We start from the raw sequence: 15,672 nt of genomic DNA, 5'->3' as shown, positions 1-15,672 counted from the left end.
CGAAACGATAAGGCGCGCGGCGCGTCAGTGCCGCGCTTCGCCGATCAGCGCGACCGAATCGAACGCGCGCTGATTGGCCTGATGCCGGCGCATCACGAAATACATCATCAGGCAGACGAACGAGCCGAACAGCACGATGACGAACTGGATCGGCACGTCGAGCCACACGAGCACGGCGTAGAGGCACAGCATGACGAGCACCGAGAGGTTCTCGTTGAAATTCTGCACGGCGATGGAGTGCCCGGCCGACAGCAGCACGTGCCCGCGATGCTGGAGCAGCGCGTTCATCGGCACGACGAAGAAGCCCGAGAGGCCGCCCACGATCATCAGGAACACATACGCGATCAGCAGATAGCCCGGGAAGTGCATCTTGCCGAAGTAGATGCCCCAGTGCGCGGGAAAGAGATGGCGCGTGTAGAAGGCCATCAGCATGACGGCGATGCCCATGACGATGCCGACCGGCAGCACCGTGAGCGAGCGCTTGAGCGGCACGCGCGCGGCCGCGAGCACCGCGCCCGCCGCGACGCCGACGGCGATCACCGCCTGCAGGATCGCGGCCTGCGAGAGCGTCATGCCGAGCGACACTTCGGCCCACTTGAGCACGATGAACTGCAGCGTCGCGCCCGCGCCCCAGAAGAGCGTCGTGACGGCGAGCGAGATCTGGCCGAGCTTGTCGCGCCAGAGCACGAGAAAGCAGTCGGCGAAATCGGTGATGAGCTTGAGCGGCCGCGTTTCCTGCTTCGGATAGCGCGCGCCGGTGTCGGGGATGCGCAGGTTGAACATCGCGGCGACGACGTACATCAGCATGATGACGAGCATCGCGGCTTCGGCGGGCGTGTTGATGCGCGGAATGTGGAACGAGAGCAGATGACTCGCGATATGCGGGCTGATGAGCGCGCCGCCCATCACGGTGCCGAGGATGATCGAGCCGACGGTCGTGCCTTCGATCCAGCCGTTCGCGGCGACGAGCCGGTCCGCTGGCAGGAGTTCGGTGAGAATGCCGTATTTTGCCGGCGAATAAGCGGCGGCCCCGAAGCCGACGATGCCGTACGCGAGCAGCGGATGCGCGCCGAAGAGCATGGTCACGCAGCCCACGACCTTGATCGAATTGGTCACGAACATCACGTGGCCCTTGGGCCGGGAATCCGCGAAGGCGCCGACGAAAGCCGCGAGAATCACATACGACAGGACGAAGAACAGCTTGAGCAGCGGCGTCATCCAGTTCGGGGCGTGAAGATCTTTCAGCAGTGCGATGGCAGCGATCAGTAGAGCGTTATCGGCCAGCGATGAGAAAAACTGCGCGGCCATGATGGTGTAAAAACCTTTTTTCATCTGATCCGAAGCTTTCCTCACTGCGGGTGATCCGCCCCGGGCACCTGTCGTGCACTCGGGCTTATGCCTTTCGAAATGGGTTGTGCGCACGGCTTTATAACACGAAAATAGGCGCATTCTGACTAGCAGTAATCTCGATCGCGCCAGAAATGACACGTCTGTGCGTGAGATTCCTCATAAGATACTGATTCGCAAGGCGTCCCGGTCGGCGCAGCAGGACCCGTCCCGCTCGCGTATGCTCGCCTTTTAGACCGCACTCATCGCAATTCCACCAAACGCTCATGCCGCGCCCCCTTTCTGCAACAATTCACACCGCCGCGCTCGCCAACAACTTAGCCATTGCACGCAAGTACGCGCCGAAGTCCAAGATCTGGGCCGTCGTCAAGGCCAATGCGTATGGCCACGGGCTGGCCCGGGCGTTCCCCGGATTGCGCGCAACGGACGGCTTTGGCCTTCTCGACCTCGAAGAAGCCGCGAAGTTGCGTGAATTGGGCTGGGCGGGGCCAATTCTTTTGCTGGAAGGCTTTTTCCGGCCGACCGACATCGACGTGATCGACCGCTACAGCCTCACCACGGCCGTGCATTGCGACGAGCAGTTGCGCATGCTGGAAATGGCGCGGCTCTCGAAGCCCATCAACATCCAGTTGAAGATGAACAGCGGCATGAACCGCCTGGGCTACACGCCCGAGAAGTTCCGCGCGGCGTGGGAACGGGCGCGCGCCGTGCAGGGCGTCGGTCAGATCACGCTCATGACCCATTTTTCCGATGCCGACGCCCCGCGCGGCATCGCGCATCAGCTTCAGGCGTTCGAGCGCGGCGCGGAAGGCATTGCGGGCGCGCGCAGCCTCGCGAACTCGGCGGCGGTCTTGTGGCATCCGGACGCGCATTTCGACTGGGTGCGGCCCGGCATCATGCTGTACGGCGCGTCGCCGTCGGGCTTGACCGCCGATATCGCCGATACCGGTCTGAAACCCGCGATGACGCTCCAGTCCGAGCTGATTGCCGTGCAGACCGTCGACGCGGGCAGCAGCATCGGTTATGGCTCGACGTATACAGCGGGAACCTCGATGCGCATCGGCGTGGTCGCGTGCGGCTACGCGGACGGTTATCCGCGCGTGGCGCCGGAAGGCACGCCCGTGATCGTCGACGGCGTGAGGACACGGCTCGTCGGCCGCGTGTCGATGGACATGCTGACCGTCGATCTGACGCCGTGCCCAGGCGCGGGCATCGGTTCGCGCGTGGAACTGTGGGGCGCGAATCTGCCGATCGACGATGTCGCGAGTTCGGCCGGCACTATCGGCTATGAACTCATGTGCGCGATTGCGCAGCGCGTGCCGGTGCGCGCGGAATAACAGCAAGATAACGACAAGAAATCAGGCAAGGCTTCGAGTGGCAAAAGTAGCGAAGGCAAAAACGCTGTACGTGTGCAGCGAATGCGGCGGGGAATCGCCCAAGTGGACCGGCCAGTGCGCCGCATGCAACGCGTGGAACACGCTGACGGAATCGGTGGCGCAGACGGCGTCGAACCATCGCTTCCAGGCGCTCGCGAAAAGCTCGCCGGTGCGCAAGCTCGCGGACATCGAGGCATCGGACGTGCCGCGCTTCACGACCGGCGTCGGCGAATTCGATCGCGTGCTGGGCGGCGGGCTCGTGCCGGGCGGCGTCGTGCTGATCGGCGGCGATCCGGGCATCGGCAAATCGACGCTGCTGCTGCAATCGCTCGCTGAAATCGCCCGGGATCGGCCCGCGCTTTACGTGAGCGGGGAGGAATCCGGCGCGCAGATCGCGTTGCGCGCGCAGCGGCTCGGGCTCGTTGGCGGTGCGAGCGCAGCGGGCGATCTCGCGTTGCTCGCGGAAATCCAGCTCGAAAAGATTCAGGCGACCATCGACGAGCAGCGTCCCGAAGTCGCCGTCATCGACTCCATCCAGACGATCTATTCCGAAGCGCTGACCTCCGCGCCCGGCTCCGTCGCGCAGGTGCGCGAGTGCGCGGCGCAACTGACGCGCATCGCGAAGCAAACGGGCACCTCGATCATCATGGTCGGCCACGTGACGAAAGAGGGCAGCCTCGCGGGGCCGCGCGTGCTGGAGCACATCGTCGATACGGTGCTGTATTTCGAGGGCGACACGCATTCGTCGTTCAGGCTCGTGCGCGCGTTCAAGAATCGCTTCGGCGCGGTGAACGAGCTCGGCGTCTTCGCGATGACGGAGAAGGGCTTGCGCGGCGTCGCCAATCCGTCGGCGCTCTTTTTGTCGCAGCACGAGCAGAGCGTCGCGGGTTCGTGCGTGCTCGTGACGCAGGAGGGTTCGCGGCCGCTGCTCGTCGAGGTGCAGGCGCTCGTTGATACCGCGCAAGTGCCCAATCCGCGCCGGCTCGCGGTCGGTCTGGAGCAAAACCGGCTCGCGCTGTTGCTGGCGGTGCTGCATCGGCATGCGGGCATCGCGTGCTTCGATCAGGACGTGTTCCTGAACGCGGTCGGCGGCGTGAAGATCACCGAACCCGCCGCCGATCTCGCCGTGCTGCTGGCGATTCACTCGTCGATGCGCAACAAGCCGCTGCCCAAGGGCCTCATCACGTTCGGCGAAGTGGGTCTCGCGGGCGAGATCCGGCCGTCGCCGCGCGGGCAGGATCGTCTGAAGGAAGCGGCGAAGCTCGGCTTTTCGGTCGCGCTGATTCCGAAGGCAAACGCGCCGAAACAGGCGATCGATGGCCTGAAAGTGGTCGCGGTGGATCGCATCGAAGAAGCGATCGACCGGGTTCGCGACCTCGAATGATTTTCCGATCGGACCCTTCGTAACGGGACGTAAAAATCTCGTTGCGCAATGTAACCCAAGCGACGCGCGGTTTTCTTATCCTTACAGGGCTACGGACCCGGCCAACTCCGCTACAGGCAGTTCAAAGAGCGGCGTGACTGGAAGGATCGAGAGGACCACGCATTGAAACACTCAAATTCAACCCGGCCGAAGCCCGCATTTCATTTGCGCGGATGCCGAGTCTCCGCGCCGCTCCAGCAGCCCTGGGGCAGCGGTTGCCGGATCGTCGAATGGATCGACGAGCAGGGCCAGATCTCGCGCCGTGTCGTCGCGGCCGATATCACCGAGGACGAAGTCGTCGCGACCATTCGCGAGCACGTGACGGGTCGCAAGCATGTACTCATCGATGACGAGCGCCAGCCGCGTCAGGTCTTGCCGCGCCGTTAGAAGCTTCGGAATAGTGGGTGCGCCGCCGCCTCCGCAGGCGTGAGCACCGGCGCGACGCAGCAATCGAGCGGCTCCAGCAACGCCATCCATTCGTCGCGCGTGCGTTCGCGAAAGCGCGCGGCAAGTTGCGCGGACAACTCCGCTGCGTCCGCTCCGCCGATCGCCTGTCCGAGGCTCCAGTGCCGCGTCGCCCAATCCGGGCGGCCGAGCGCCTCGCACAAGGTTTGCCAGAACTTCAGCTCAAGCGCGCCGACCGCGACGAAGCGGTCATCGCGCGTGCGATACACGTCGTAGCAGGGCACGCCGCCGTTCAGTAGGCCCGCGCCCGCGCGCGTCCTGGCTTCGTCGGCATTGGCGAGCGCGATATGCGCCATCACGTTGTGCGCGTGCATGGCGTGCGTCATCGACACGTTCAGGCAACGTCCTTCGCCGCCGCGCGCGACATGCCACGCGGCCGCGAGTATTTCCATGACCGCCGAAAGCGCGCCGCCGAGCAGGTCCGCCAACTGGAAATTCGGTGCGACGGGCGTGCCGTCGCGCGCCGCGAGCTGATCGAGCACGCCCGCGTATGCGAGGTAGTTCAGATCGTGACCGGCTTTGCTGGCGAACGGGCCTTCGCTGCCATAGCCGGTGATCGCGCAATAGACGAGCTTCGGATTCGCGCCGCGCAACACGTCGTAACCGACGCCGAGCCGCGCCATCACCGAAGGGCGGAAGCTCTCGATGAGCACGTCGGCATCGCGCGCGAGCTCGATCAGTTTTTCGCGGCCTTCCTTCGATTTGAGATCGAGCGTGCGTTGCCGCTTTCCACGATTGACGATGCGATAGAACGCGCTCGGCGTGCCGCTTTGCCGGTCGGCCTCGCTTTGGAGCATCGTGCGCGCATAGTCGCCTTCGCCGGGCGGCTCGATCTTGAGCACATCGGCGCCGAGTTCGGCGAGCCGCAATGTGGCGATGGGACCGGGCAGCAGCCGCGTCAGATCCAGCACGCGCAGGCCGTCGAGGGAAGGCGTCGTCAAGTCGTCGATCTCCGGTTATGAGCTGATCTGCTCCAGTTCCTCGTGCGCTTCGAGCCATTCCATTTCGAGCGTTTCGAGGCGCGCGTTCACTTCGCCCTGGCGGCGGATCGTCTCGGTGAGCTTCGCTTTCATCGCGGCTTCGTAGCTCGACGGATCGGCGACGAACGCATCCAGCTCCGCCTTTTCCGCGTTGAGCTTTTCCATCTCCTTCTCGATTTTCGCGATGCGCGACTGCAAGGGCTTTTTCAGATGCGCGAGCTTCTGCCGCTCCTGCGCTTCCTGCCGGCGCTGCTCTTTTCGATTGAGCCCGCCGTCCTGCGCATCGCCCGCCGCCGCGCCACTCGCTTCCTTCGCCGCCGCGCGCGTTTCGGCGGCGTGTTGCAGGAGCCAGTCGCGGTAGTCGTCGAGGTCGCCGTCGAACGGACTCAGGCGATGTTTCGCGACGAGCATGAACGTGTCGGTCGTCGCGCGCAGCAAATGCCGGTCGTGCGATACGAGAATCAACGTGCCTTCGAACTGGGCGAGCGCCATCGTCAGCGCATGGCGCGTTTCGAGGTCGAGGTGGTTCGTCGGCTCGTCGAGCAGCAGCAGATTCGGCTTCTGCCAGATGATGAGCGCGAGCGCGAGCCGTGCCTTTTCGCCGCCCGAGAAGGGCGCGATTTTCGCGGTCGCCATCTCGCCGGAGAAGTTGAAGCTGCCGAGGAAATCGCGCAGCTCCTGCTCGCGTGTATCCGGCGCGAGTCGTGCGAGGTGCTGGAGCGCGGAATCGTCCGGGCGCAGCGTTTCCAGTTGATGCTGCGCGAAATAGCCGATCTGCAGGCCCTTGCCCTGCCGGACGCCGCCGGAGAGCGGTTCGAGCGTCTGCGCAAGCGTTTTGATGAGCGTCGACTTGCCTTGGCCGTTCGCGCCGAGCAAGCCGATGCGCTGGCCGTTCTGGATCGACAGCGTCACGCCCTCGACGATCGGAATCTCGCCGCCCGCGTCGTTGTGATAGCCGCAGCGCACGCTTTCCATGACCATCATCGGGTTGGGCGCGGCGTCGGGTTCGCGGAATTCGAACGTGAAGGGCGAACTCGCATGCGCGGGCGCGATCAGCTCCATCTTTTCCAGCGCCTTCACGCGGCTTTGCGCCTGCTTCGCCTTGGTCGCCTTGGCCTTGAACCGGTCGATGAAGCTCTGCAAATGCGCGACCGTCCTCTGCTGCTTCTCGTAGGCGCTCTGCTGCAGCGCGATCTGCTGCGCGCGGAGCACTTCGAACTGGCTGTAGTTGCCGCCGTAACGCTTCACCTGGCGATTCTCAAGATGCAGCGTGACGTTGCAGACGGAATCAAGAAACTCGCGGTCGTGCGAAATGACGACAAGCGTGCCCGGATAGCGTCCGAGCCAGTCTTCCAGCCAGACGATCGCGTCGAGGTCCAGGTGGTTGGTCGGTTCGTCGAGAAGAAGCAGGTCGGACGGGCACATCAGCGCCTGCGCGAGATTCAGACGCATGCGCCAGCCGCCCGAAAAGCTCGATACCGGCTCGCGCGTCTGTTCGAGCGTGAAGCCGAGGCCGAGCAGAAGCGTTTCGGCGCGCGCGGGCGCGGTGTAGCCGTCGGCGTCCGCGAAAGCCGCGTGGGCTTCCGCTTCCGCGGCGCCGTCGTGCGCGGCGGATGCAGCCGCGATGCGTGCTTCGATGGCGCGCAGATGCGTGTCGCCGTCGAGCGTGTAGTCGAGCGCGCTGCGGTCCACCGCGGGCGTTTCCTGCGCGACGTGCGCGATGCGCCACGACGGCGGCATCGCGAAATCGCCGCCGTCCGCGTGCAGTTCGCCGCGCAGCACGGAAAAGAGCGTCGACTTGCCCGCGCCGTTTGCGCCGACGAGACCGGCCTTCTCGCCCGGATTGAGCGTGAAGCTGGTGTCTTCGAAAAGCGGCTTGGTGCCGCGGGACAGGCTGAACTGATTGAAGCGGATCACGTCGGGATGGCGGCGAAAGGGGCGCGGCTTTGAGGGAAAGCGCTATTTTAGACCGGACCGATTCCGATGCAGGGGTCGGCCGTTCGGCTAATGGCGGGCGAAGGCGCGCCGGGTTAGCATCGCGTCACTCTAATCGAATTTTCCGGAGCACGCCATGAGCACAGCCAACGAAGGCATCTACGGTTTCTCGGCCGAAACACTCGACGGCGCGACCGTCAGTCTCGACACATATCGCGACAAAGTGCTCCTCATCGTGAATACGGCCAGCGAATGCGGTTTCACGCCGCAGTACAAGGGTTTGCAGGAGGTCTACCAGCAGTACGCGGCGCGCGGTTTCGCGGTGCTCGGCTTTCCGTGCAACCAGTTCGGCAAGCAGGAACCGGGCGATGCCGAGCAGATCGGCGCCTTCTGCGAGAAGAATTACGGCGTCACGTTTCCGATGTTCGCGAAGATCGAGGTGAACGGCTCGAACGCGCATCCGCTCTACAAATACCTGAAGGACAAGGAGCCGGGACTGCTCGGCATCGAAGCGATCAAGTGGAATTTCACGAAGTTTCTCGTCGATCGTCAGGGCAAGGTCATCAAGCGCTATGGGCCGCAGACGAAGCCGGAGTCGATCACCGGCGATATCGAAAAGCTGCTCTGACGCCGCTCAGAGGATAGGCGAGAAGAGCCGCGCGACGTGCATCGCCATGCGGCGCCAGAAGGCCTTGCCGCGATAGTCTTCGGCGTCGATCTCGAAGGAATGCGCGAAGTCGGCGAGCAGCATCGCTTCGACTTCGCTCGCGAACGTGCGGTCCACGGTCAGCACCGTGATCTCGAAGTTCAGGCGAAACGAGCGGTTGTCGAGGTTCGCGCTGCCGATCGACGCGGCGATATCGTCGACGAGCACGACCTTCTGGTGCAGAAAGCCCGGCTTGTAGCGGAAGATGCGCACGCCGGCCTGCACCAGATCGTAGGCGTAGAGCCGCGACGCCGCGAACACCACGCGATGATCGCGCCGGCTCGGAATCAGGATGCGCACGTCGACGCCGCGCATCACCGCGAGCCTGAGCGCGGAGAACACGGCTTCATCGGGAATCAGATACGGCGACGTGATCCAGATGCGCTCGCGCGCCGCGTTGATCGCCTCGACGAAAAAGAGCGAGCAGGTCTCCTGCTTGTCCGCCGGGCCGCTCGACAGCACCATGCAGTGCATGTTCTCGCCGGAAGCGGGCGCGGGGCCGAGCTCGGGCAGGCGTTGCGTCGCCCAGTACCAGTCTTCGGTAAAGACGAACTGGATGCTCGCGACCGCCGGGCCGCGCACTTCCACATGCGTGTCGCGCCAGGGCGAAAGCCGCGGATTGCCGCCGAGATACTCGACGCCCACGTTATGCCCGCCGATGAACGCGCATTTGCCGTCCACCACGACGATCTTCCGATGATTGCGGAAGTTGATCTGGAAACGATGCACGAACTTGCGCGTGGCCGCGAACGGATGCGCTTCGACGCCGCCCGCGCGCAGCGCGTTCACATAGCGATGCGGCAGGTCGAAGCTGCCGATGCTGTCGTAGAGGAAGTACACGCGCACGCCGGCCTGGGCTTTCCTGATGAGCGCGTCCTTGAGCGTGTCGCCGAGCGCGTCGGCGCGCACGATGAAGAACTGCACGACCACATAGTGCTCGGCGGCGGCGATCGCGTCGAGGATCGCGGCGAACGTCGCGTCGCCGTTGATGAGCACGCGCACCGAATTGCCGCGCAAGAACGGCATGCCCGACAGGCGCTGCAACGTGCGGATGGTGGGATTGCCGAGATAGGCAGCCGGTCCCGGCGCGATCTCGCCGCGCGCGCCGGAGGAATCGACGAGCGGCGCGCCTTCGGGCGCGTCGCTGCGGGCGCCGGAATCCCATTCGGCGGGCTTCGAGCGGCTGCGCAGGATTTCGATTTCCAGCCTGCGCTCGTCGATATAACCCGCGAACTTGCTGCGACCGAGAAAGAGATACGGGATCAGCGTGAAGTAGGGCATCGCGACGAGCGACACCGCCCACGCGACCGCGCCCTGCGACGTGCGCGTGTTGATGACGGCATGGATCGCGGCGATCACGCCGAGCACATGCGCGGCCATCACGAGTGTGCCGAGGTGTAGCCAGTCGGATGCTTGCATGGACGCGAGAAGGAGCGAAGTGCCCGGCAAATGGCGATTTGCCATATTACCCAACCCTTTCCCGCGAAGGGTTAGCGATCGTCGCGGCGCTTGGCGTCGCCGCAACGATCGGCCGGGCAGAGGCCGCGGCGTCAGGCCGGCAGGTCGGCGGCCTGAATGAGGAACACGTTGTCGTCCCCGGCGCTCGTCGAGAGCCACACGAGATCGAGCCCGCCCAGCGCGGCTTCGACATTCGGGCGCTCGTTGCCGATCTCGACGACGAGCACGCCGTCCTCGGTCAGCCACTTGCCCGCGTCGCGCACGATGCGCCGCACCACGTCCATGCCGTCCGCGCCGCCCGCGAGCGCGAGTTCGGGCTCGTGCCGGTATTCCTCCGGCAGCGCCTTCATCGCGTCGGCGTTGACGTACGGCGGATTCGTGATGATTACCTCGTAGCGCGCTTGCGGCAGCGGCGCGTACAGGTCGCCTTCGTAGAGGCTCACGCGCTCTTCGAGTTCGTAATCGTCGACATTGCGGCGCGCGACCGCGAGCGCATCGGCGGAAATGTCGACGGCATCGACATCGGCGTTTTCGAAGGCCTGCGCCGCGAGAATCGCGAGGCAGCCCGAACCGGTGCACAGCTCCAGCACGCGTGTGACGTGGTCCGGATCGGCCACGTAGGGCTGCAGGCCGTCCTGCAACAATTCGCCGATGAACGAACGCGGCACGATCACGCGCTCGTCGACGTAAAAGCGGCGGCCGTGCATCCAGGCTTCCTGCGTGATGTACGCCGCGGGAATGCGTTCCTTCGCGCGGCGCTCGATCACTTTCATGACGGCGTCGATTTCATGGTCGAGCAGGCGGGCGTCGAGGAACGGATCGAGCGTGTCGAGCGGCAGATGCAGCGTGTGCAGGATCAGATACGCGGCTTCGTCGTAGGCATTGGACGAGCCGTGGCCGAACGACAAGCCCGCTTCGGTGAAGCGCGAAACGCCGAAGCGCAGCAGGTCGCGCACGGTGGTGAAGGGCAGCGCCATCGAGGGCTCCTTTTTATTGTCAGATTTCAGTTAGGCGATCAGTGCTTCGAGCACGCGACGGTACACGTTCTTCAACGGCTCGATGAACCGCACTTCGACATGCTCGTCGATCTTGTGGATCGTGCCGTTCGGCGGGCCGAACTCGACGACCTGATCGCAGATTTGCGCGATGAAGCGCCCGTCGGACGTGCCGCCCGTCGTAGACAGCTCGGTGCGCACGCCGGTTTCATCGGCGATGGCTTTTTCGAGCGCGTCGGACAGCGCGCCGCGCGGCGTCAGAAACGGCAGTCCGCTCACGATCCACTGCAGATCGTAGTCGAGCCCGTGTTTGTCGAGAATCGCGCGCACGCGGCTTTGCAGGCCCTCGACCGTGCTCGCGGTCGAGAAACGGAAGTTGAACATCAGGTCGGCGTGACCGGGAATGATGTTGGTCGCACCCGTGCCCGAATGCAGGTTCGACACTTGCCAGGTCGTCGGCGGGAAGTATTCGTTGCCGTCGTCCCATTTTTCGGCGACGAGATCGGCGAGCGCAGGCGCGAGCAGATGCACCGGATTCTTCGCGAGATGCGGATACGCGATATGCCCCTGCACGCCCTTGATGACGAGCTTGCCCGTCATCGAGCCGCGCCGGCCGTTCTTCACCATGTCGCCTAGCGTGGCGCTCGAAGTCGGCTCGCCGACGATGCAGTAATCGAGCCGCGTGCCGCGCGCCTTCAGCGCCTCGACGACCTTGATCGTGCCGTCGGTGGCGGGGCCTTCTTCATCGCTCGTGATGAGAAACGCGAGCGTGCCGCGATGCTCCGGGCATTGCGCGACGAATTCCTCGCTCGACACGACGAACGCCGCCAGCGACGCCTTCATGTCCGCCGCGCCGCGCCCGTAGAGCTTGCCGTCGCGATGCGTCGGCGTGAACGGCGGCGAGGTCCATTGTTCGAGCGGGCCGGTCGGCACGACATCGGTATGGCCGGCGAAGGCGAGCAGCTTGCCGTTCGCGTCCGTGCCGCTTCTTACGGCCCAGAGATTCGTGACGCCGCCTGATCGAAGCGTTTCGCATTCGAAGCCGATCGCCGCGAGCCGCTCGATCATGAGCGCCTGGCAAGCCTGATCGTCGGGCGTGACGGATGCGCGTTCGATCAGCGCTTCGGTGAGGGAGAGAGTGCCGGACATGATTCTTTTTCCACAGCGATAAAAAATGCCGGCGCGCGGGCCGGCACTCGTAACGAACTGGCGATGACCGTCGGGTGCACAGTCATCGCATCGGCTCAGGCAAAGATCGTTTCGTACTGCTCGGCGGAAAACCCGAGCGTCTTCACGCGTCCGTTCACGACGACGACCGGCCGCTTGATGATCGACGGCTTGTGGATCATCAGCGCGATCGCGCCGTTGGTCGTGTCGGCTTCGGCCTTGTGGACCTCGGACAGACCGCGCCACGTCGTGCCGCGCTTGTTGATCAACTGCTCGACCGACACGTCCTTCAGCCAGTCCTGAACCAGCTTCTCGTTCACGCCGGCCTTCTTGAAGTCGTGGAACTCGAACGGCACGCCGTGCTCTTCCAGCCACACGCGCGCTTTCTTCACGGCGTCGCAGTTCGGAATGCCGTAGACGACGGTCGTCGGGGTGGATCCGCGTGCCAAATCAGTCGCCTCGCAGCAGTTCGTTCAGGCCGACCTTCGCGCGCGTCTTCGCGTCGACCTTCTTGACGATCACGGCGCAGTACAGGCTGTGCGAGCCGTCCTTCGAGGGCAGATTGCCCGCGACGACGACCGAGCCCGCCGGAATGCGGCCGTAGCTGACTTCGCCGGTTTCGCGGTCGTAGATCTTGGTCGACTGGCCGAGATAGACGCCCATCGAAATGACGGAATTCTCTTCGACGATCACGCCTTCCACGACTTCCGAGCGCGCGCCGATGAAGCAGTTGTCCTCGATGATGACCGGATTCGCCTGCAGCGGCTCCAGCACGCCGCCGATGCCCACGCCGCCCGAAAGGTGCACGTTCTTGCCGATCTGCGCGCACGAGCCGACGGTGGCCCACGTGTCGACCATCGTGCCTTCATCGACATAGGCGCCGATGTTCGTGTACGACGGCATCAGCACGACATTCTTCGCGATGAACGAGCCGCGGCGCGCGATGGCCGGCGGCACGACGCGGAAACCGCCCGCCGCGAAGTCTTCCGCGGTGTAGTTCGCGAACTTCGAGGGCACCTTGTCGTAGAACTGCGTGTAGTTGTAAGACCCGCCGCCGGCAGGCATCGGCGCGTTGTCTTCCAGGCGGAACGACAGCAGCACGGCCTTCTTCAGCCACTGATTCACGACCCACTCGCCGTCGCGCTTTTCGGCGACGCGCATCTGGCCACGGTCCAGCTGCTCGATCGCATGCGCGACGGCTTCGCGGACTTCGGCGGGCGCGGCCTTGGGCGACAGCTCGGCGCGGTTTTCCCAGGCGGTATCGATGATGCTCTGAAGTTGTTGCGACATAGTTGGTATCAAGGATGGGTAGGTGGGCCGGCGACGCTTTCAGGACCGATGTCAGGACCTGAGCGTGCGGCAGAATTCGACGATGCGGCGAGCGCCTTCGACACATTCCTCTGTCTCGGCCACGAGCGCGAAGCGCACGAAACCCTCGCCGGGGTTCGTGCCGTGCGCGGAGCGAGCGAGAAAGGAGCCCGGCAGAACCGTCACATTATAGTCGGCGTACAGGCGCGCCGCGAACTCGGTGTCCGTGAGCCCGGTGCCCGAAACGTTCGCCCAGAGGTAGAACGCGGCGTCGGGCAGGCGCACGTCGAGCACGTCGGCGAGCATCGGCGTGACCGTCTGGAATTTTTTCAGATATTGCGCGCGGTTGTCGCGCACGTGCGTTTCATCCTGCCACGCGACGATGCTCGCGCGTTGAAACACCGTGGACAAAGCCGCACCGTGGTACGTGCGGTACAGCAGGAAATCTTTCAGGATCGATGCATCGCCCGCGACGAAGCCCGAGCGCATGCCCGGCACGTTCGAGCGCTTCGACAGGCTCGACAGCATCACGAGACGATCGAAGTTGCGATTGAGCAGGCGCGCGGCTTCGAGGCCGCCGAGCGGCGGATTGGATTCATCGAAGTAAATCTCCGAGTAGCACTCGTCCGACGCAATCACGAAGCCGTGCTTGTCCGACAGCGCGAACAGCTCGCGCCAGTTTTCGAGCGTGAGCACGGCGCCCGTCGGGTTGCCCGGCGAGCACACGTAGAGCAATTGCGTGCGCGCCCAGATGTGATCGGGCACCGCCGAGTAATCGCACGCGAAGTTGCGCGCCGGGTCGCTGTTGACGAAGTACGGCTCGGCGCCCGCGAGCAGGGCCGCGCCTTCGTAGATTTGATAGAACGGGTTCGGACAGAGTACGATGGGCGGTTCCGCGGCATCCGACGAGCGGCTGTCGATCACCGTCTGCGCCAGCGCGAAAAGCGCCTCTCGCGAGCCGGACACGGGCAGCACTTCGGTTGCCGGATCGATCGATTCGAGGCCGTAACGCCGCATCGCCCACGCCGCGATGGCTTGGCGCAATGGCTCGCTGCCGAGCGTCGCCGGATAGGTGGCGAGGCCGTCGAGGGAAGCGATCACGGCGTCGCGGATCAGCGGGGGCGTGGGGTGCTTCGGCTCGCCGATGCCGAAGCTGATCGGCGTGAATCCGGCGCGCGGCTCAATGCCCTTGAAGAGCAGGCGAAGCTTTTCGAACGGATAAGACTGAAGTTTCTGAAGAAGTGGATTCACGGCGTGACCGGTGAGCAGTGAGCGATGCGCGCGAGGCCAGAAACGCCTGCGAGCGCGGCATCGGAAGAATCGAACGGACGTGAAGCGAACTCACGATTATAGCGCGTGGCGTCGCGCCGGAAACGGCAGGCGGCGCGCGCCACGAGGGACAAAAGTGCGAGTGATGCAGGACGCAATCATGCAGGACGCAAGACGGGGACTATCGCAATGACGGGCAGCGTGCGCAATGCATGGCCGACGCTCGCGATCATGCTCGGCGCGTCGGTGTGGGGCCTCGTCTGGTACCCGATGCGCATGCTCGCCGGGATGGGCCTCTCCGGCACGGCCGCGAGCGCGACGACGAGCGCCGCCGCGTGTGTCTTCGTGCTGCTCGCGAAGCGCCGCTCGATCAGCACGCTGTCGTGGCACTGGCTGCTCGTCGCGCTCGGCGTGGCGGCGGGCGTGACCAATATCGGTTTCGTGTGGGGCGCGATCCACGGTCAGGTGATGCGCGTGCTGCTGCTCTTTTATCTGACGCCCGCATGGACCGCGATCTTCGCGCATTTCATCCTGAAAGAGCGTCTGACCCGCACCGATGCCGCGCTCTCGCTGCTGTCGCTCGCGGGCGCGGTCACGATGCTCTGGTCGCCCGAGCTCGGCATGCCGTTGCCGGACGGTCTCGCCGAATGGGCCGGTCTGATGGGCGGCATGGGCTTCGCGATGAGCAACGTGCTCGTCGTGAAAGTCACGCGCACGCTGCCCGCGATGAAGCCCGAGATGCGCACGGCGGTGATCTTCGGCGGCGCGGCGCTCATCGCGTCCGTCGTTACGCTGTTCGAGCCGATGCCCGCGCCGCCCGCGGCCGCGCTCCTGCCCACGCTGAGCCTGATCGTGATCGGGCTCGGCGTCGTGCTCGCCGGCAACAACATGATCGTGCAGGTGGGTCTCGCGCGCGTGCCGGCCAATCGCGCGTCGATCATCATGCTTTTCGAACTCGTCGTCACGGCGCTGTCGTCGTGGCTCTTCGCGGGCGAAGTGCCCGGCCCGCGCGAGTGGGCGGGCGGCGCGTGCATCGTCGTCGCGTGCGTGTTGTCGGCGTGGGTGCATCGGCAGGGCGGGCAGCGTTCGCCTCCCGCGCCCGAAGCGCTCGACATCGCGGAACACGCGCCGGAAAGCAAAAAGAAATCGACTCGCGCGATGGTATGATGGTGTCCGCTTTCGCCGGGCCCGTTGATGGCGCTTCATGATGGCGCTTCACTGCCGCGCGGCCGGGAAACGACGG

General features: G+C 64.8%; 14 protein-coding genes. 5 read left to right on the top strand and 9 right to left on the bottom strand.

All coding sequences use genetic code 11. The features are described from left to right. Nucleotides 1-24: 24 nt before the first annotated feature. Entirely contained in the window at nt 25-1,332 is a 1,308-nt protein-coding gene (lplT, locus tag AWB76_RS12985; protein WP_061160527.1) for a lysophospholipid transporter LplT, read from the bottom strand. Nucleotides 1,333-1,613: 281 nt separating this feature from the next. Between lplT and alr the strand changes: the two genes are divergently transcribed. From alr to AWB76_RS12970, 3 genes are all read left to right on the top strand, one after another. After that, a complete protein-coding gene (gene alr / locus AWB76_RS12980; protein ID WP_061160526.1) occupies nt 1,614-2,684 on the top strand; it encodes an alanine racemase in 1,071 nt (356 codons plus the stop codon). Nucleotides 2,685-2,721: 37 nt separating this feature from the next. Then, nucleotides 2,722-4,107 (top strand): DNA repair protein RadA, encoded by a 1,386-nt coding sequence (gene radA, locus AWB76_RS12975; RefSeq protein WP_061160525.1) that lies wholly within the window; start codon nt 2,722-2,724, stop codon nt 4,105-4,107. 162 nt (nt 4,108-4,269) lie between these two features. Continuing rightward, nucleotides 4,270-4,533 (top strand): DUF2866 domain-containing protein, encoded by a 264-nt coding sequence (locus tag AWB76_RS12970; protein WP_061160524.1) that lies wholly within the window; start codon nt 4,270-4,272, stop codon nt 4,531-4,533. Here AWB76_RS12970 and AWB76_RS12965 read toward each other — a convergent pair. Further along, nucleotides 4,530-5,552 carry a CaiB/BaiF CoA transferase family protein gene (locus AWB76_RS12965; protein WP_082864430.1) on the bottom strand — a complete coding sequence of 341 codons (1,023 nt, stop codon included), beginning with the start codon at nt 5,550-5,552 and terminating at the stop codon, nt 4,530-4,532. The two genes, AWB76_RS12970 and AWB76_RS12965, sit on opposite strands and share 4 nt — an antisense overlap. Nucleotides 5,553-5,567: 15 nt before the next feature. Then, a complete protein-coding gene (locus tag AWB76_RS12960; RefSeq protein WP_061160522.1) occupies nt 5,568-7,508 on the bottom strand; it encodes an ATP-binding cassette domain-containing protein in 1,941 nt (646 codons plus the stop codon). A 154-nt stretch (nt 7,509-7,662) separates the two neighbouring features. Between AWB76_RS12960 and AWB76_RS12955 the strand changes: the two genes are divergently transcribed. Then, a complete protein-coding gene (locus AWB76_RS12955) occupies nt 7,663-8,154 on the top strand; it encodes a glutathione peroxidase (protein ID WP_061160521.1) in 492 nt (163 codons plus the stop codon). A gap of 6 nt (nt 8,155-8,160) precedes the next feature. Here AWB76_RS12955 and cls read toward each other — a convergent pair whose 3' ends face one another. The 6 genes from cls to dapC form a co-directional block, all read right to left on the bottom strand. Then, the gene (gene cls, locus AWB76_RS12950; RefSeq protein ID WP_061160656.1) at nt 8,161-9,651 is read right to left on the bottom strand and encodes a cardiolipin synthase; all 1,491 of its coding nucleotides are present in this window, start codon (nt 9,649-9,651) and stop codon (nt 8,161-8,163) included. Nucleotides 9,652-9,782: 131 nt separating this feature from the next. Continuing rightward, on the bottom strand, nt 9,783-10,667 hold the full coding sequence (gene prmB / locus AWB76_RS12945) for a 50S ribosomal protein L3 N(5)-glutamine methyltransferase (RefSeq protein ID WP_061160520.1): 885 nt from the start codon (nt 10,665-10,667) through the stop codon (nt 9,783-9,785). 30 nt (nt 10,668-10,697) lie between these two features. After that, nucleotides 10,698-11,834 (bottom strand): succinyl-diaminopimelate desuccinylase, encoded by a 1,137-nt coding sequence (gene dapE, locus AWB76_RS12940; protein WP_061160519.1) that lies wholly within the window; start codon nt 11,832-11,834, stop codon nt 10,698-10,700. A gap of 95 nt (nt 11,835-11,929) precedes the next feature. Further along, nucleotides 11,930-12,301, bottom strand: coding sequence for an ArsC family reductase (locus AWB76_RS12935; protein WP_061160518.1), 372 nt, complete (start codon nt 12,299-12,301; stop codon nt 11,930-11,932). Between the two features lies 1 nt (nt 12,302). Further along, nucleotides 12,303-13,142: a 2,3,4,5-tetrahydropyridine-2,6-dicarboxylate N-succinyltransferase gene (gene dapD, locus AWB76_RS12930; protein WP_061160517.1), complete on the bottom strand. Its 840-nt coding sequence runs from the start codon at nt 13,140-13,142 to the stop codon at nt 12,303-12,305. A gap of 51 nt (nt 13,143-13,193) precedes the next feature. Continuing rightward, entirely contained in the window at nt 13,194-14,411 is a 1,218-nt protein-coding gene (dapC, locus tag AWB76_RS12925; RefSeq protein WP_061160516.1) for a succinyldiaminopimelate transaminase, read from the bottom strand. A gap of 207 nt (nt 14,412-14,618) precedes the next feature. Between dapC and AWB76_RS12920 the strand changes: the two genes are divergently transcribed. After that, nucleotides 14,619-15,596, top strand: a complete 978-nt coding sequence (locus tag AWB76_RS12920) for a DMT family transporter (protein ID WP_061160515.1) — start codon at nt 14,619-14,621, stop codon at nt 15,594-15,596. The last annotated feature ends 76 nt before the right edge of the window (nt 15,597-15,672 follow it).

The organism is Caballeronia temeraria, assembly GCF_001544795.2.
In the GTDB taxonomy this organism is placed as follows: domain Bacteria; phylum Pseudomonadota; class Gammaproteobacteria; order Burkholderiales; family Burkholderiaceae; genus Caballeronia; species Caballeronia temeraria.
Note: the sequence above shows the minus strand (reverse complement) of the source record. Positions and strands in the feature narration are given on the sequence as shown.